Raw genomic sequence first — 14545 nt, forward strand, 5'->3', positions numbered from 1 at the left:
ATCGGGAGTCCGCATAATAGCATGCTACAGATTGAGCGAAAAACTATTGGTGACAGTGTTTTACTGTTCGAAGACGATTTATTGGCTGATGTGTCTGTTGATATGTTTAGCGCAGACTTTTGGCAGCAGCAGCATAAAGTCACAGGTCAAGCGTTTGGACGAGGCGTCACCACTTTTTTTCAACAAAAGGGTAGAGAATACGTATTGCGCCACTATCGCCGTGGTGGTTTAGTGGGAAAAGTCTTACATAATCAGTATTTATTTACGGGGTTACATCGCACCCGCGCTTGGCAAGAAATGCACTTGCTTAAGCGAATGCATCAGTGGGGCTTGCCTGTGCCCAAAGCAGCGGCTGCTCATATATGTCGTAGTGGATTCATTTACACAGCAGATATTATTTTAGAAAAAATCCCCTTAGCCCAAGACGTATTTAGCCTATTAGAAAAACAGCCTTTAAGCCCAGCGGCTTGGACGACAATTGGTGCAGTTATTAAGCAAATGCATGATAAACAAGTCTTTCATCACGATTTAAACATCCACAATATTATGCAAGATGTGCAAGGAAAAATTTGGCTCATCGACTTTGATAAATGTTACATCCGCAAGGGTGAGCAGTGGAAAAACGAGAATTTACAAAGGTTATTACGCTCTTTACGAAAAGAGCGAAGTAAAAATTCCCTATTTTGTTGGCAAGAAGACCACTGGCAATGGTGTCTGAGCGGTTATCAAGGAACTAACCTTTAAAATTAAATTGGCGTGAGGGTAGGTCTTTAAGTTAGCCTAAAGCATTATTTTTGTTGTTAAAGTTAATATATGCACACTAAAGCCATTTATCCGGGTACATTTGATCCTATCACTAACGGCCACGCCGACTTAATTGAGCGTGCCGCCAATATGTTTACTCACGTTATTGTAGGCATTGCCGCCAATCCTAGCAAAAAACCCTTATTCAGTTTAGATGAAAGGGTAGAGTTGATTAAACAAGTCACTCAACATTTACCCAATGTCGAAGTCATTGGTTTTAGAGGTTTATTGGCTGATTTTGCTGAGGATCAAGGCGCAACTGTTCTCATTAGAGGTTTACGAGCAGTTTCAGACTTTGAATACGAGTTTCAATTAGCTAACATGAATCGTCGTTTAAATCCTAATCTTGAAAGTGTTTTTATGACACCATCTGAAGAAAACTCTTTTATATCCAGTACTTTGGTGAAGGAAGTGGCCTTGCACCGGGGCAAAGTAGAGCAGTTTTGTCATCCTTGTGTGCAGAAGGCATTAACTAAAAAGCTGCAGGCTCAACAGGAAAACTAGCAGCAATTGAAGGGCTGTTTGAGTGTAAATTAGGATTAGAGAAAATATCATCTAATCCTAATTAGGTTTTTAAGGATTTAAAATAAACTCATCTTTTCTAAAAAATAGTACATCCCCGCTAGTATATTTTCCATTCAAAATATCGATTACATAACGTGACATATGTCGACAATCCATTGCATTAGCATTGGATAAATTCAAGTTATCTCTAAATTTTGTATCTATGGCACCAGGGCATAAACAGAAGGCTTTGACCTTATCGTTTGCTAAACATTTAGTAAAAGTAATAACAGCCGCTTTTGATGAGCAGTACGATGACCAGTCAGGGTAAGCGTTGAAACCTGCCGTAGATGATATGTTAATAATAGTGGTTTGAGCATTAGCGTGTAAAGCTTGTTTGGATACTAAGAACGTACCGATAAGATTAACATTTATATCATTAATCCAAGCATCAGCATCAGCATCTAAAATACGTTTGGGATGAATGCTCCCAGCATTATTGATAACAGCATCAAAATGTTTATCTGTAAAAAACTGCTTCACTGAGAGCGGATCAGTGACATCAAGTTCTTTGCGACCAACTGTGGTGATATCGAATTGATGCCTAAAGTCAGCAATAAAACTTTGCGCCCAATCCCCGAGGCCACCAGTGACCAATATCTTAATCATTTTTTGATAACATCGGGAATTGAGTGCGTATCAGCAGAACTGACTAATTCCTTATATTGATTATAAATTTGTTTTTTGAGTTTTGTGCTACTAACTCCTGCGCCATAGGGGAAGTAAAAGACTTTCACCCCTAAGTCCCTTAAGTAGTCATATTTACCCTTCCAGTCATCACCAACGACAAAAATATCTATATTCAGATCTTTTACTCTCTCAGTATGTTCAAGAGAGCGTTGCGGGATAACAACATCGGGGTACTTTAGTGCTTCGATAATGGCAATACGTTCTTCAAAAGGAATTGAAGGTGGCTTTTTATAAGAACAAACTAATTCATCAGTGCTGACGCCAACAATTAAAGTATCTCCGAGACCTGCTCCATATTCGATCATTTTTAAATGATTCCTATGAAACAAATCAAAGGTTCCTGACACATAGACAACAGTAGTCATACCATATTCCAAAATTAGAAGAAGAGTTTATACAAATTAAAACATGCTCAAAGACGCTTTAAGTCTTGTCTCGATTTTACCGATGAACGTGGAGAGTAAGCTAACATTTTCTGACGTTTTGACGCAAGGCTGTCGTAACCAATGTAATCGCTGTGGAACAGGGTGGCATCATACTTTCTTAGGTAACTTATTTGATTTTCAATGAGCAGCTCGCGAATTTCTGCTATCAGGTCATCATTTATGAGCTTTATCGACTAATTAGACACCATCGAAAATCTTGCCTAAATATCAATTAGACCTACAAATTAGGAGATATCATTTTTCTTATCATGGCAGTCAAATTAGGCTGCGCACAGGGATGGAAGACTATCAAAATGTTTGGTGATACCGAGCTAGATTGATTACCCAAATACCGGGAATTCAAACACGGTATTGCTACCCTATACGGTAGGGCGAATTATCCGTAGTATCAACAATGAAGCCCTCTCAGAGCGTTTTGGACAATGGATTAATGAAAACGATAAGACAGTAGTAAACCTCATATCACTTTTGATGGCAAAACCTCAGAGGAAGTGGTCGTTGCTCATGAGGCGATGCCCTTCCTACGATGAGTTCGATGCTAATGGCCAACGGTTTAGTGCTATCGCAACGCGAGACAGAGGGTAAGAAAAATGAAATCAAAACGATACAAACTAAGCTGGGTTGTTTATTGTTAAGGGGGTTCGTCAGGAAAGCGCAGACGATGTATTACAACCTAAAGATAATCGAAAAAGTTTACATGAAGAAATCAAGACCTACTTCCATAAACTCAGACGAGAGCGTAGTTTCTTATTTGACGCAGAAGTCGTTACCAAGGTGGATGAGGACGACTTGTGGAACGCTATTATTGCATGTTAGTCATTGAGTTATCGAAAACAGCAGGATTGGTTCTTGGGCGTGAGGTTTAGGGAAGATGAAAGTCAGATTTGGACAAAAATGGAGCCAAAACGTTGCAGTTTTAGACGGGCATTTTCGAATCTAATTAAAGGGCATTGCCTAAAAGATAATGTCGCAGGTAAGAGACATCGTGCAGGTTGGGATGGCAATTTCAAAGCTGAGTTTTTAGTTGGTGGATTTATAACAAAGTATGCTCCCGACCTGTGCGTCTTTAATAGTACAGATGTATCATCCCGCTCGAAAAAGATAGCATCTCACTCAAATAAAAAACAAAAATGAATCCAATTGGCTTTACATTTCTCAATTAACACTACTACTAGACGGTCGAAGAAAGTAAGTTATTAGTTTTTTACCATTGTCCATTATTCTTATATGCGATTAATTGCTGTTGATAAAACTTGATAACCTCGGCCACTTTTTCCTCTGGTGCAAAGCGTCCCATCGGATACTGGCGTTTTTGCAAATATTGGCTTTGTTGTAGTTGTTTGCTTAAATGCGTCACACTATCAATATCGACCAACTCTTTATCAAACAAAGGTTGTAGATATTTAGCACCTTCGGTGGCGGTGGCAATAATCGGTAAACCTGCATGCATTGCTTCTAAAAAAACTAAGCCAAATGGTTCCGTGCGAGCAGCGCTGACAAACAAATCGAAGGATGCTAACCAGTCCTGTGGAGTGTCGCTAAAGCCTGGCATAATGACATGAGCGGGTGCTTCTTCTCGGATCGCTTGCCAGTTTTTCCCTTCGCCCACAATCACCAAATAGCTATTAGGGATTGCCGCCAATAAAAAGGCTTTAATTAACGTATCGTGGCCTTTGCTTTTTTCAACCCTACCTAATGTGCCAATTACTAATGCATCTTCCGGTATCTGATATTCTCGCCGCAGCCTCTGGCCTGCTAGTTCTGTAGTTACACGAGGCCCTGACCAATTGTCTAACTGAATGGTATGCGACTTTAAATGCTTGGGAATGGTTAATAATTGCCAAGGGGCTATTGCAATAAGCGCGTCTAGCTTTGCATGTTGCTGCTTTTTATAGTGAATATGCAGGGTGGCTATGCGTAAACATAAGCCCTTAAGACCTTGCAGAACCCGACAGGCAGCGCTTAAATGCGCGTGTGCCACATCCGGCTTGAGTTGCTTGAGTATGTTGCGGCAGCGATATAAAGCCAACAATTTAATACCACCGATCAGCATGATATTAACCTTTGGAGAAACATGCTGTGCGATTGCATTTGAGCGAGTTTCGGCACCACGTTTATGCAGAATTAGCGTCACATCGTGTTGCTCAGCCTGCAAGTTGGCTAACTCAATTGCATAGCGCTCACTTCCGGCAAAACTATGGGTTAAAATAAGATGGGCAATTTTCACTGTTTTGAAGTCTCGAGTAAAGGGAGTGGTTAAGTTACCGATAAAATGAAACGTTATTTTTTATAAAACGAAAATACATGGTGCCTCATGTTTGCCATATTTACCTCTTTTATATACATGATGGAGTGAAACTCGGCTATTTTTCGTCTGCAGCTAGACTATTTTATAACCCATTAACCCCGGCGTAGAGCGTTTATAGTTATTTTTACCTGTTTATGTGGCCTACCCCATTCTTTTGGCTCTTTCAACGTGTTTTAGAGGGTCTTATCCTGAGCAATATTGTCAGTATATCCGCACGCTGGGGCGCCAACCCAGACTATCCATAAAAACCACCGTGTAATAGCTAGGCTTTGTATTTCTCAGTTTGAGTTGTTTTATCATGATCTCTCTATTGACCTAAGGATCCAGCAAGACTTCCGGTTCCCCTTTGGTAGGGCACAGACCGCGCCAAATAAATACGCGTACTCATATTGCTGCTGTTTAACTACTCTTGGCCGACTTCCTTTTACGACCCATACGCCGGTTGTTGTGTTTCGTTGTCCAAAGCCAGCTTCATCTTGAAACCAAATATCGACCTTATCCAAACGAATGCGCCCTAGACTAAATTTACTCAATTCAATTTCAGTTTTTTTAAATTCTTCTTGGATTTCTTCTGGGAACTATGCAGAAAATGGAGCCAAAAACAAGGCATGGTTTAGGCAGGCATTATTAAATCAGATTAAAGCGCCTCCGCCGAAAGATAACATCTCAGAGAAACGGCAACGTGCAAGGCGGGAAAATAATTTTAGAGCGAAGACCTATTTTGGATGATTTATGAACTAAGTGCGTTGTAGCCCTTCGCAATGGGATAAATAACGGTCGTTGTGGCATTGGTGAATTTCTTGATATTAGTGCTATCTTTTTGCATCATGACTGAGTGAGTCAGGCAAGCTATAGTTTTGTAGTCATGTTTTTTATCTCGGTTAATTTTTAAAGGAAGCGTAGTGAATTATTACTTGTTTTATGTGGTTTTAGACTATTCATTTGAAATACTTAGGCCATTGCAACAAGAAATTCTTAAGCGAGGTGATGATGTTGCGTGGTTTGTTGAAGGCATTGAGGTGGATATGTCAAAATTTCATCCTGAAGAACGTGTTTTATCTTCAGTAGAAGAAGTTATCAAATTTGATCCAATCGCCGTTTTTGTGCCGGGTAACACGGTGCCAAGTTTTATTCCCGGCTTAAAAGTGCAAGTTTTTCACGGTTTTGAATGGAAGAAGAAGGGGCATTATCGAATCCGAGATTGCTTCGACTTATATTGTACCCAGGGGCCTTTGTTCACTGAAGAATTTAATAAGATACGTGCCAATGCCAAAAGTAAGCATTTTGAAATAAAAGAAACAGGTTGGCCTAAAATCGATACTCTTTTTAACGCCCCAGCTTATGAGTGGAGTGATAAACGACCCGTACCCACGTTATTATATGCACCAACCTTCTCACCAGCCTTTACTTCTGCCCCTGATTTATACGAAGAAATTAAGCGTCTTGCACAAGATAAAAAGTGGCAGTGGATTGTCAAATTTCATCCCAAAATGCCGGAGGAGTGGATTGAAAAATTTAGAGAATTAACCTCGGACAATATTCATATCGTTGATATTGAGTCTCTGGCTTCGGTACTGCAGGCCGCCGATGTAATTATTTCAGATACTTCATCCATCATTACCGAATTTGCATTGCTAAATAGACCAATAGTGACGTATAGAAACTCAGTTCCTGAACCCCACTTGATTGATATTCAGGAAGCCAAAGCTTTAGAACAAGCTATTGAACGGGCTTTAACACCCTCTGATGCGCAGATGAAAAAAATTCAAGAGAATGTAGCTAAATTGCATCCTTACAGAGATGGCCATTCCAGTACTCGAGTTTTGGAAGCAACCTTGGACTTAATCAATAGAGGCATAACGCATTTGGATGCAAAACCTTCTAATATCATTCGAGAATTTAAAATGCGTATGAAGCTATCTTATTGGCGTTTTTAAACTGAAAATATTACGCTATTTATTTTTGGCAATTGTCACAAAAGAAGGTATTGCGTTGGCCAATAGTGACTGATTGAATGGGTTTAATGCAATTGACACAAGGTTGATTTAGTCGGCCATATACTCTGAGTTCTTGGGCAAAATAACCGGGTTTACCATCCGCTTGAGCAAAATCTTTTAAGGTCGTACCGCCTTGTTGGATTGCGTGGGCTAATACTTGTTTGATGATTTGGCCAAGGGCAAGGTAATCTTTCTTTTTTACTTTGTCGGCAGGTTTTCTTGGATCAATACCGGCTAAAAATAACGATTCGTTTGCATAAATATTACCTACGCCGACCACAATTTTATTGTCCATGATAAAGTTTTTAACTGCGACGGATTTTCCTCTTGAGCGCTCAAACAGTGTTTTACCGTCAAAATCATCAGTAAGTGGTTCTGGTCCTAGATTGCTGAACACACTTAAAGCAGGTTGACCCACCGCTTGCCATAAACATGAACCAAAACGCCTCGCATCATTAAATCGCAAGCAAGCACCGCTACTCACCACAATATCTAGATGGTCGTGTTTTTTAACTGGCGTATCACTGGGTACAATATGTAATTTGCCTGACATGCCTAAATGAATCACGATGCTGCCGAGTTCGGTATCAAGTAATAAATACTTGGCGCGGCGTCTAATTGACTGAATCACCAAGCCTTCCGCAAGGTGAATATCCTGAGGAATTAACCAACGTAATTGACGATGCCGAACAACAATCTTTTCAATTCGTTGGTTTTCTAAATGAGGGCTTATGCCCAATCGACTTACTTCAACCTCTGGTAATTCAGGCATCACTTATCACTTTCTATGATTAGACTGTTGTAAGGGGCATCAATAAGTTGATACAGGCGCTGTTGGCTTAAAACGAGCGTATTACCATTAACCTCGAATACTTCAAACTTTAGAGGTGATTGCTGGCCGAGCACACTAATAAAAACGATGCGACTATTACTGGCTTGCGAAATACTCAGCTCGTTTGCTGCGTTATCTATCGTGGCGTTTAACCAAGCTTGGTTCAGTTCAACGAGCTGGTGTAATTGCACATCAATCCCTACAGCGCGCCAACCTTGACCGATACGTTCTACCTTTACATCGCCAAAATCTATAGAGGCTATTACAGCGTCTTGGGGTATTAGATGACTGGGCTGCTCACTATCAACACCACCATTGAGAAAATTGGACGTGGAGTTAAACAAGAAAATCAAAATCAACATACTGAAGATAATGACGTTATTCCATGCTCTGCGCGATAATTTAATCATGATGATGTGCTTCTAAGCCCAAATATAATGAATTATGCCATATTGGTAAAACGCAAAAAACCCAGCCAAAGCTGGGTTTTTCAGGAGACAAAACCAGTAGATTTACTTAATTTTGGCTTCTTTGAACAAAACGTGCTGACGAATTTTAGGATCAAACTTTTTGATCTCCATTTTGCCAGGCATATTACGTTTGTTTTTATCGGTAGTGTAGTAGAAACCAGTACCAGCAGTAGAAACTAATTTAATTTTATCACGCATGATCTGATTCCTTAGATTTTAACGCCGTTGGTACGTAAATCAGCTAAAACTGAATCAATACCTTTTTTATCAATTATACGCATACCTTTTGTAGATAAACGCAACTTAACGAAACGGTTTTCACTTTCAACCCAAAAACGGTGGGTTTGTAAGTTTGGCAAAAAGCGGCGACGAGTCGCGTTTTTAGCGTGCGAACGGTTGTTACCTACCGTTGGCCCTTTGCCAGTAACTAAACATACTCTGGACATCGTATTGTCTCCAAACAATCTAAAATTTTAGCTCTGACAAGAAACAATAAGCAACGTGCCAGCTAATTCACTATTAACAAGAGGGCGCATTTTATACAGCAATCCCTAAGTGAGATCAAGAATATTTGCAGAAAAACTACGTTTTTACTATCTCGAAGGGGGTTTTGATGGGCTTATTAAGTTTTATCGCTTTTCAGATCATCAAATTGATCTCGAACAATTTTACAGCGCCGTCATCTCGTTTGTGCCCAAAATGTGACTCAATGGCACCTAGCTACCTTTTTAATGCACTATGCCCTCAACAGTTTTTATCCTCAAGCCCTAGGTTAGTACAAAAGCCGTTTAGCGGAATCATCACTTATTGCGCTTTTAATGACGTTCGCATGGCTCAACTCATATTTTATAGTAAACCGCGCTGGGCAAAAGACACCGCTACGCCATCACCGATAACAAAATGGTCAAGCACTCGTATGTCGACTAAAGCCATGGCGTCGATAATCCGCCGAGTGATATGTTGATCCGCTTGGCTTGGTTCAGCTACGCCTGATGGGTGGTTATGCGCGAGAATAACCGCTGCGGCGTTATCATCTAAGGCTTGTTTAACAAGCACCCTTGGGTACACACTGGCGCTATCGATGGTGCCGTAAAACATAGGGCGATACTTAATTAAACGGTGTTGACTATCAAGCATGAGCATGGCAAATACTTCTTGGCGTTGATCGCGTAACTTAGAGAGTAAAAATGTTTGGGTTTGTTCTACTGAGTTGAGTGCATCGACTCTATCCATTTTTTCCGCAAGAAAACGTTTAGTCATCTCCACACTGGCTTGCAACTGTACAAACTTAGCTTGTCCTAAACCTTTGACCTTACAAAACTCGGTTTGAGAAGCACTACATAAACCACGTAAACTGCCAAAGCTCGATAATAAATAACGGGCTAAATCAACAGCGCTGCAACCTTGAATACCGGTACGTAAAAAAATGGCGAGAAGTTCGGCATCAGAAAGTGATTCTGAGCCCAACTTAAGTAACTTTTCTCTGGGTCTTTCATCCACGGGCCAATCAGTAATTTTCATGCTTCCTTGCCTTCTTGCTTGAATTGAGACTCAATCCGGAATGTGAAGTAAAATAAGCCTAGCAAAAGGATGCCTTTCCAGCCAATATTACAGGGAGTTAGAGACGGTTAATCCATAAATAAGTATGTTATGTCGATAAATAATAAAAATGTATTGTTAGGTATAACCGGCGGCATTGCTGCCTATAAAGCCCCAGACTTGGTCAGAAAACTCGTGGCTCTAGGTGCCAATGTACGTGTGGTATTAACCCAATCTGCACTGGAGTTTGTCAGTCCCTTAGCCTTGCAAGCGGTCTCGGGAAATCCTGTCTCTGATAATTTACTGGATAAAGATGCAGAGGCGGCAATGGGGCATATTGAGCTGGCAAGATGGGCTGATATCTTATTAATTGCGCCCGCAACGGCTAACTTTATGGCGAAGTTGACTCATGGTTTGGCCGATGATTTATTATCGACGCTGTGTCTGGCAACGGCTGCACCTATCGTTATTGCTCCGGCCATGAACCAGCAAATGTGGCATGCCAGTGCCACCCAGCAAAATGTAAATGTGTTACGCCAGCGTCATGTTCGCATTTTAGGGCCAGCTGCGGGAGAACAAGCTTGTGGCGATGTCGGCTTAGGAAGAATGTTAGAGCCACAAGATATTGCTCACTTATTAAATGAAGCTTTGCCTTCGAAAGTGCTACTAGGTAAAAAAGTGATGATTACGGCCGGTCCAACACAAGAAGCTATTGATCCGGTGCGTTATATCTCTAATCATAGCTCGGGTAAGATGGGTTATGCTTTAGCAAAAGCCGCACAAGCGATGGGCGCTGAGGTGGTTTTAGTCAGTGGCCCAACTAACCTTGTTGTTCCGCAAGCGGTGACGACGGTGCAGGTTAAAAGTGCGGAGCAAATGCATCAAAGTGTGATGGAACAGGTTGCTACCTGCGATATTTTTATTGGCTGTGCTGCCGTTGCTGATTATCGACCCGCACAAACTACCCCGCAAAAAATTAAGAAAAATGACCAAGAGTTAACGCTTACTTTTGTTAAAAACCCTGATATCCTTAGCGATGTAGCACATTTGCAACATCCACCCTTTACCTTAGGTTTTGCTGCCGAAACACAGAACGTTAGAGAATACGCACTATCAAAATTAGCCCGTAAAAAGCTCAACATGATTGCGGCCAATGATGTATCAGATAGTCGTATTGGTTTTAACAGTGAGCAAAATGCCTTATCGGTATTTTGGCCGGGGGGTGAAGTTACCTTAGCGATGGCCGATAAACAGAAACTGGCCTTGCAATTGTTGCAACTCGTGTCAGAACAATTTAAATAGAAAACAAAACAATATAGTGAACGCCATTGCTAATTAGGACCAAATAATGCCAGCAACAAAACGCCCCAATCGTCGTGCCCAAATACTGCAAGCTCTAGCCAGTATGTTACAAACCAGCCCTGGTCAAAAAGTGACTACGGCAAAGTTGGCCGCCCACGTGGGAGTGTCTGAAGCTGCGTTGTATCGTCATTTTCCGAGTAAGGCGCGGATGTTTGAGGGCTTGATTGAGTTTATTGAAGAAACCTTATTTTCTCGTATTAATAAAATCCTCAACGAAGAAAAAGACACCGCTACTCGCTGCCAGCTGATTTTGCATCTTATTTTAGGTTTTGCAGAAAAAAATCCTGGTATTACTCGGATTCTAAACGGTGATGCTCTAATGGGTGAGCAAGACCGATTACGTGAGCGTATCGCACAATTGTTTGAGCGCTTAGAGACGCAGATGAAACAAGTACTACGAGAGCGTAAATTACGTGAGGGTAAAACTCTACCTGCAGACGAAGGTTTGATTGCCAACATGCTAATTTGTTATGCCGACGGTAGGATCAATCAATTTATTCGTAGTGAATTTACTCGCCGTCCCACTGAAGGTTTTACTGAACAATGGCAATTTATTAATAAGCAGTTTTTTAACTAGTCGCTGTTTTATACGCCCCATGCAAAAGCCCGCTAGTTTAGCGGGCTTTTTGTGTTAATTGGCTATGCATTTATTTCGAGAAGGTATCACCAAAAAAGTCACCTTCGTTCCAGCTTGAGCGTTTTGCTTGATTCGCTAAGGTTAAACCAATTTGGTAGTTTACTTCGGCAAACTTGGTCGCCGCTTTCCAATTAAAGGCCTGATTAAAGTCATCGCCTGGTTTGTGGTAATTGGTCGCGATAAAGTTACCAAATTGTTTGCTGCCATCAATGTTTGGATCCGCAGACTGCAAGCCCGGTACAATAAATACCGAAGGGATACCTTGTTTAACGAAGCTGTAGTGATCAGAGCGAGTAAATAGCGCTTGCTCTGGCCATGGATCAGGGCTAAGGATTAAGCCAATATTCTCGGCCGCTGTTGCAACTGAGGCTTTTAAATCACTGTGGTCAGCACCAAAGGCAATCACATCAGCAAATTCATAGGTCAAAATTGGCATGTCTAAATTAACGTTAGCAACCAAGGCACTTTGTGGCACAGTAGGATTTTGTGCATAGTAATCAGAGCCTAACAAGCCTTTTTCTTCGCCCGTTACCGCAACAAATAAAATCGAACGCTTAGGGCGGTTTTCGAGTTGACTAAATAAACGCGCAGTTTCAAGCAATACCGAAGTACCTGTTGCATTATCCATCGCGCCATTATTGATTTTGTCTTTGGCGACTGTTTTAGCAAAACCGATATGATCAGAATGAGCAGAGTAAACGATATATTGTTTTTTCAGCTCAGGATCAGACCCTTCCAGAATAGCGACAACATTAGGGCTTGAAATCGTTTTGTGCTCGCTACGTGATTCAAGTTTTACGCTCAGAGGTATGTCAAAACCCTTTGGCGATTTATCTTCTTCTAACATAGCGTAAATCTCATCGAGATTTTGCGGGGCATTAATAAACACAAGTTCTGCTGCTTCTTTACTTAAATAAGCGCTACTTAGCAGTTGCGGAAACACATTCGCTGGCTGACCACTTGCATCTAACCATCGCACGCTTGGAGTGTGCAAGTAGTTCAGTAAATTTTGGTAAGGGCGCACTTTTTCAGCAGTTGGAGTACTAATAGTAATAAAGCCAATCGCCCCATTTTCGCTGGCGTGTTTTTGTTTTTCAGAGCTAGAGCCAAAATGAGCGCCTTCTTCGCTAGGGAATGATTTTGGCTTACCAGACAACGCCACTACAACCTTACCCTCAACATCAACATCCGCATAATCGTCATGCTGTAGTTCAGGCGCTACAATACCGTAACCCACAAAAACCAACTTACCTTCCAACAAGGCGTGTTCAGTCACCGGGTTTGCGCCAGATAAAAACTGTTTCGGGTAAGAGAGTTCTATATCACCTTCTTCGCTGCTCAACGTCATGTTAATTGATGCTTGGTCAACATGGGCTTGTCTGAAGTTAATGCGTTGCATGTAAGTACCATCATCGCCAGCGGGTTTTAAGCCATATTTCTCAAACTCGGCGGCGATGTACAACGAGGCTATTTCGTGGCCACGTGAGCCAGTATCGCGCCCCTCTAACAAGTCATCAGCTAAAAATCGGATGTGGGATTTAATGCGCATTGGATCGGCATGTTGTTCCATTTTTGGGGCATCAGCCTGACAGGCTGCTAATATGATTGAGCCTACTAGAAGGCTGGTGTATCTGCGTAAAGTCATCAAAGCACTCACTATTATTATTGTTGAATAAAACCGTCTTACATTAAGCGAGTTTGCTGCAAAATGCCATCTTGACAGAATCATTATGTCAGCTAATCTATTGAGAACATATGTTCTAAAACTGACTGAATTTTATGCCTCGTAAAGCGCAATACAATGTTGACGCCGTACTAAACCAAGCCATTGATATTTTTCTCGAACATGGATATCACGGGACGATCATGGATGAAATTATTGCGCGTGCTGAGTTTAATCGCCGTGGTTTTTATCTTGAGTTTGGCAGTAAACAACATTTCTTATACTTGGTGTTGGCACATTACCAGCAAAATTACCTTAAAAAGATCATGCAACACCTTGAGACAAACCAAGGATTGCCCTCTATTGCTGCGTTTTTTGAAGCCTATGTCAAACATGTCAAAGGGAAGGGATGTTTACTGATTAATTGTATTGCAGAGCTTGGTTTTGACGATGCGAAAATTAGGGAAATTGGCCGTCATTACCTCGACCGTTTACAAATTGATTTTATTGGTTGCTTAGAAAAAGCACAAAATTTAGAGCAGCTACATCCACAAACTAATATAGAGTCCACAGCGTTGCAGCTTACAAGTTATGTGCAGGGTTTTGCTGTAAATGCCATTTTGGCTGGCGATACTGATGAATTACAAATTGCGACTCAAGCATTACTGGGGCCCTTATCACTCAAGCCGGTATAGATTAGGTCGTTTGAACACCAAATGAGTCAGTAGATTTTACTCTAAGCCTTGAGAACAGCCCGATTCATCTCCATATTTAGCCATCATAACAGCAAAAAACAAATGCCTTTGTTTTATCCTTTATTCACCCCTTTTGAGTTGTCATCATGTCTACTAAAAATCCCTTATTTCGTATTCAATTTATCAGTAACGGCGAGCGTTATGAACTGTTTGTGCGAGAGGTCTCGCAAGGCTCGATGTTTGGCTTTGTTGAAATAGGTGACTTTGTCTGGGATAGCCATACGAGTTTGGTACTAGACCCAAGTCACGAAAAATTAAAATCAGAGTTTGCCGACGTCACCCGTACTTATATTCCCATGCATAGTGTGTTGCGCATCGATGAAGTAAAAAAGCAGGGAAGTTCTAAAATTAGTCAACTATCTGATAAGGTGATGGCTTTTCCTAGTCCTATTTACACCCCGAAAAATACCCCAAAATAACCACATGGTCATTTCAAAACGGGGTCAAATCTCTTATGCTGCGATCTAAGCTCTGAAAA

16 protein-coding genes are annotated in these 14545 nt (G+C 41.2%); 7 read left to right on the forward strand and 9 right to left on the reverse strand.

Annotated features, from left to right (window positions below; translation table 11 throughout):
* The first annotated feature begins 21 nt into the window (after positions 1–21).
* Together ACEN2L_RS11900 and coaD are read left to right on the forward strand one after the other, a co-directional pair.
* Positions 22–744 carry a 3-deoxy-D-manno-octulosonic acid kinase gene (locus ACEN2L_RS11900; RefSeq protein ID WP_441743971.1) on the forward strand — a complete coding sequence of 241 codons (723 nt, stop codon included), beginning with the start codon at positions 22–24 and terminating at the stop codon, positions 742–744.
* Between the two features lie 69 nt (positions 745–813).
* Positions 814–1308 carry a pantetheine-phosphate adenylyltransferase gene (coaD, locus tag ACEN2L_RS11905; RefSeq protein ID WP_441743972.1) on the forward strand — a complete coding sequence of 165 codons (495 nt, stop codon included), beginning with the start codon at positions 814–816 and terminating at the stop codon, positions 1306–1308.
* A gap of 69 nt (positions 1309–1377) precedes the next feature.
* On the opposite strand, the gene ACEN2L_RS11910 is transcribed toward coaD, so the two are convergent.
* The 3 genes from ACEN2L_RS11910 to ACEN2L_RS11920 all read right to left on the reverse strand — a co-directional run bounded on the left by ACEN2L_RS11910 (position 1378) and on the right by ACEN2L_RS11920 (position 4731).
* Positions 1378–1977 (reverse strand): SDR family NAD(P)-dependent oxidoreductase, encoded by a 600-nt coding sequence (locus ACEN2L_RS11910; protein ID WP_441743974.1) that lies wholly within the window; start codon positions 1975–1977, stop codon positions 1378–1380.
* Positions 1974–2423: an adenylyltransferase/cytidyltransferase family protein gene (locus ACEN2L_RS11915; RefSeq protein WP_441743976.1), complete on the reverse strand. Its 450-nt coding sequence runs from the start codon at positions 2421–2423 to the stop codon at positions 1974–1976. Before ACEN2L_RS11915 ends, ACEN2L_RS11910 begins: the two co-directional genes overlap by 4 nt.
* Positions 2424–3708: 1285 nt before the next feature.
* The gene (locus tag ACEN2L_RS11920; protein WP_441743978.1) at positions 3709–4731 is read right to left on the reverse strand and encodes a glycosyltransferase; all 1023 of its coding nucleotides are present in this window, start codon (positions 4729–4731) and stop codon (positions 3709–3711) included.
* Between the two features lie 983 nt (positions 4732–5714).
* On the opposite strand from ACEN2L_RS11920, the gene ACEN2L_RS11925 reads away from it, so the two are divergent.
* Positions 5715–6749, forward strand: coding sequence for a CDP-glycerol glycerophosphotransferase family protein (locus ACEN2L_RS11925; protein WP_441743980.1), 1035 nt, complete (start codon positions 5715–5717; stop codon positions 6747–6749).
* 19 nt (positions 6750–6768) lie between these two features.
* Here the strand turns inward: ACEN2L_RS11925 and mutM are convergent, their stop codons facing one another.
* The 5 genes from mutM to radC all read right to left on the reverse strand — a co-directional run bounded on the left by mutM (position 6769) and on the right by radC (position 9632).
* A complete protein-coding gene (mutM, locus tag ACEN2L_RS11930) occupies positions 6769–7581 on the reverse strand; it encodes a bifunctional DNA-formamidopyrimidine glycosylase/DNA-(apurinic or apyrimidinic site) lyase (RefSeq protein WP_441743982.1) in 813 nt (270 codons plus the stop codon).
* The gene (locus tag ACEN2L_RS11935) at positions 7581–8051 is read right to left on the reverse strand and encodes a hypothetical protein (protein ID WP_441743983.1); all 471 of its coding nucleotides are present in this window, start codon (positions 8049–8051) and stop codon (positions 7581–7583) included. Before ACEN2L_RS11935 ends, mutM begins: the two co-directional genes overlap by 1 nt.
* Positions 8052–8153: 102 nt before the next feature.
* Positions 8154–8309 (reverse strand): 50S ribosomal protein L33, encoded by a 156-nt coding sequence (rpmG, locus tag ACEN2L_RS11940; RefSeq protein WP_068372994.1) that lies wholly within the window; start codon positions 8307–8309, stop codon positions 8154–8156.
* A gap of 11 nt (positions 8310–8320) precedes the next feature.
* Positions 8321–8557, reverse strand: a complete 237-nt coding sequence (gene rpmB / locus ACEN2L_RS11945; protein WP_441743985.1) for a 50S ribosomal protein L28 — start codon at positions 8555–8557, stop codon at positions 8321–8323.
* A gap of 400 nt (positions 8558–8957) precedes the next feature.
* Complete coding sequence (radC, locus tag ACEN2L_RS11950) at positions 8958–9632, reverse strand: RadC family protein (protein ID WP_306021519.1); 675 nt, start codon at positions 9630–9632, stop codon at positions 8958–8960.
* Positions 9633–9761: 129 nt separating this feature from the next.
* Between radC and coaBC the strand changes: the two genes are divergently transcribed.
* Together coaBC and slmA are read left to right on the forward strand one after the other, a co-directional pair.
* On the forward strand, positions 9762–10952 hold the full coding sequence (gene coaBC, locus ACEN2L_RS11955; RefSeq protein ID WP_441743988.1) for a bifunctional phosphopantothenoylcysteine decarboxylase/phosphopantothenate--cysteine ligase CoaBC: 1191 nt from the start codon (positions 9762–9764) through the stop codon (positions 10950–10952).
* Between the two features lie 46 nt (positions 10953–10998).
* Positions 10999–11589: a nucleoid occlusion factor SlmA gene (gene slmA, locus ACEN2L_RS11960; protein WP_306021517.1), complete on the forward strand. Its 591-nt coding sequence runs from the start codon at positions 10999–11001 to the stop codon at positions 11587–11589.
* A 70-nt stretch (positions 11590–11659) separates the two neighbouring features.
* On the opposite strand, the gene ACEN2L_RS11965 is transcribed toward slmA, so the two are convergent.
* A complete protein-coding gene (locus tag ACEN2L_RS11965) occupies positions 11660–13294 on the reverse strand; it encodes a M28 family metallopeptidase (protein WP_372340899.1) in 1635 nt (544 codons plus the stop codon).
* 134 nt (positions 13295–13428) lie between these two features.
* Here ACEN2L_RS11965 and ACEN2L_RS11970 point away from each other — a divergent pair, with 134 nt between their 5' ends.
* Positions 13429–14007 carry a TetR/AcrR family transcriptional regulator gene (locus ACEN2L_RS11970; RefSeq protein ID WP_306021516.1) on the forward strand — a complete coding sequence of 193 codons (579 nt, stop codon included), beginning with the start codon at positions 13429–13431 and terminating at the stop codon, positions 14005–14007.
* 146 nt (positions 14008–14153) lie between these two features.
* Positions 14154–14486 carry a DUF1820 family protein gene (locus tag ACEN2L_RS11975; protein WP_306021515.1) on the forward strand — a complete coding sequence of 111 codons (333 nt, stop codon included), beginning with the start codon at positions 14154–14156 and terminating at the stop codon, positions 14484–14486.
* Positions 14487–14545 lie beyond the last annotated feature (59 nt).

This window comes from Flavobacterium sp. W21_SRS_FM6 (assembly GCF_052119645.1).
Classification (GTDB): Bacteria; Pseudomonadota; Gammaproteobacteria; order Enterobacterales; family Alteromonadaceae; genus Paraglaciecola.

What these genes read in the sequence shown, in the direction of transcription:
- coaBC (WP_441743988.1), top strand. Translation starts at nt 9,762, where the DNA reads ATGTCGATAAATAATAAAAATGTATTGTTAGGTATAACCGGCGGCATT.
- ACEN2L_RS11915 (WP_441743976.1), bottom strand. Translation starts at nt 2,423, where the DNA reads ATGACTACTGTTGTCTATGTGTCAGGAACCTTTGATTTGTTTCATAGG.
- ACEN2L_RS11965 (WP_372340899.1), bottom strand. Translation starts at nt 13,294, where the DNA reads ATGACTTTACGCAGATACACCAGCCTTCTAGTAGGCTCAATCATATTA.
- coaD (WP_441743972.1), top strand. Translation starts at nt 814, where the DNA reads ATGCACACTAAAGCCATTTATCCGGGTACATTTGATCCTATCACTAAC.
- slmA (WP_306021517.1), top strand. Translation starts at nt 10,999, where the DNA reads ATGCCAGCAACAAAACGCCCCAATCGTCGTGCCCAAATACTGCAAGCT.
- ACEN2L_RS11935 (WP_441743983.1), bottom strand. Translation starts at nt 8,051, where the DNA reads ATGATTAAATTATCGCGCAGAGCATGGAATAACGTCATTATCTTCAGT.
- ACEN2L_RS11900 (WP_441743971.1), top strand. Translation starts at nt 22, where the DNA reads ATGCTACAGATTGAGCGAAAAACTATTGGTGACAGTGTTTTACTGTTC.
- radC (WP_306021519.1), bottom strand. Translation starts at nt 9,632, where the DNA reads ATGAAAATTACTGATTGGCCCGTGGATGAAAGACCCAGAGAAAAGTTA.
- rpmB (WP_441743985.1), bottom strand. Translation starts at nt 8,557, where the DNA reads ATGTCCAGAGTATGTTTAGTTACTGGCAAAGGGCCAACGGTAGGTAAC.
- ACEN2L_RS11975 (WP_306021515.1), top strand. Translation starts at nt 14,154, where the DNA reads ATGTCTACTAAAAATCCCTTATTTCGTATTCAATTTATCAGTAACGGC.
- ACEN2L_RS11910 (WP_441743974.1), bottom strand. Translation starts at nt 1,977, where the DNA reads ATGATTAAGATATTGGTCACTGGTGGCCTCGGGGATTGGGCGCAAAGT.
- mutM (WP_441743982.1), bottom strand. Translation starts at nt 7,581, where the DNA reads ATGCCTGAATTACCAGAGGTTGAAGTAAGTCGATTGGGCATAAGCCCT.
- rpmG (WP_068372994.1), bottom strand. Translation starts at nt 8,309, where the DNA reads ATGCGTGATAAAATTAAATTAGTTTCTACTGCTGGTACTGGTTTCTAC.
- ACEN2L_RS11970 (WP_306021516.1), top strand. Translation starts at nt 13,429, where the DNA reads ATGCCTCGTAAAGCGCAATACAATGTTGACGCCGTACTAAACCAAGCC.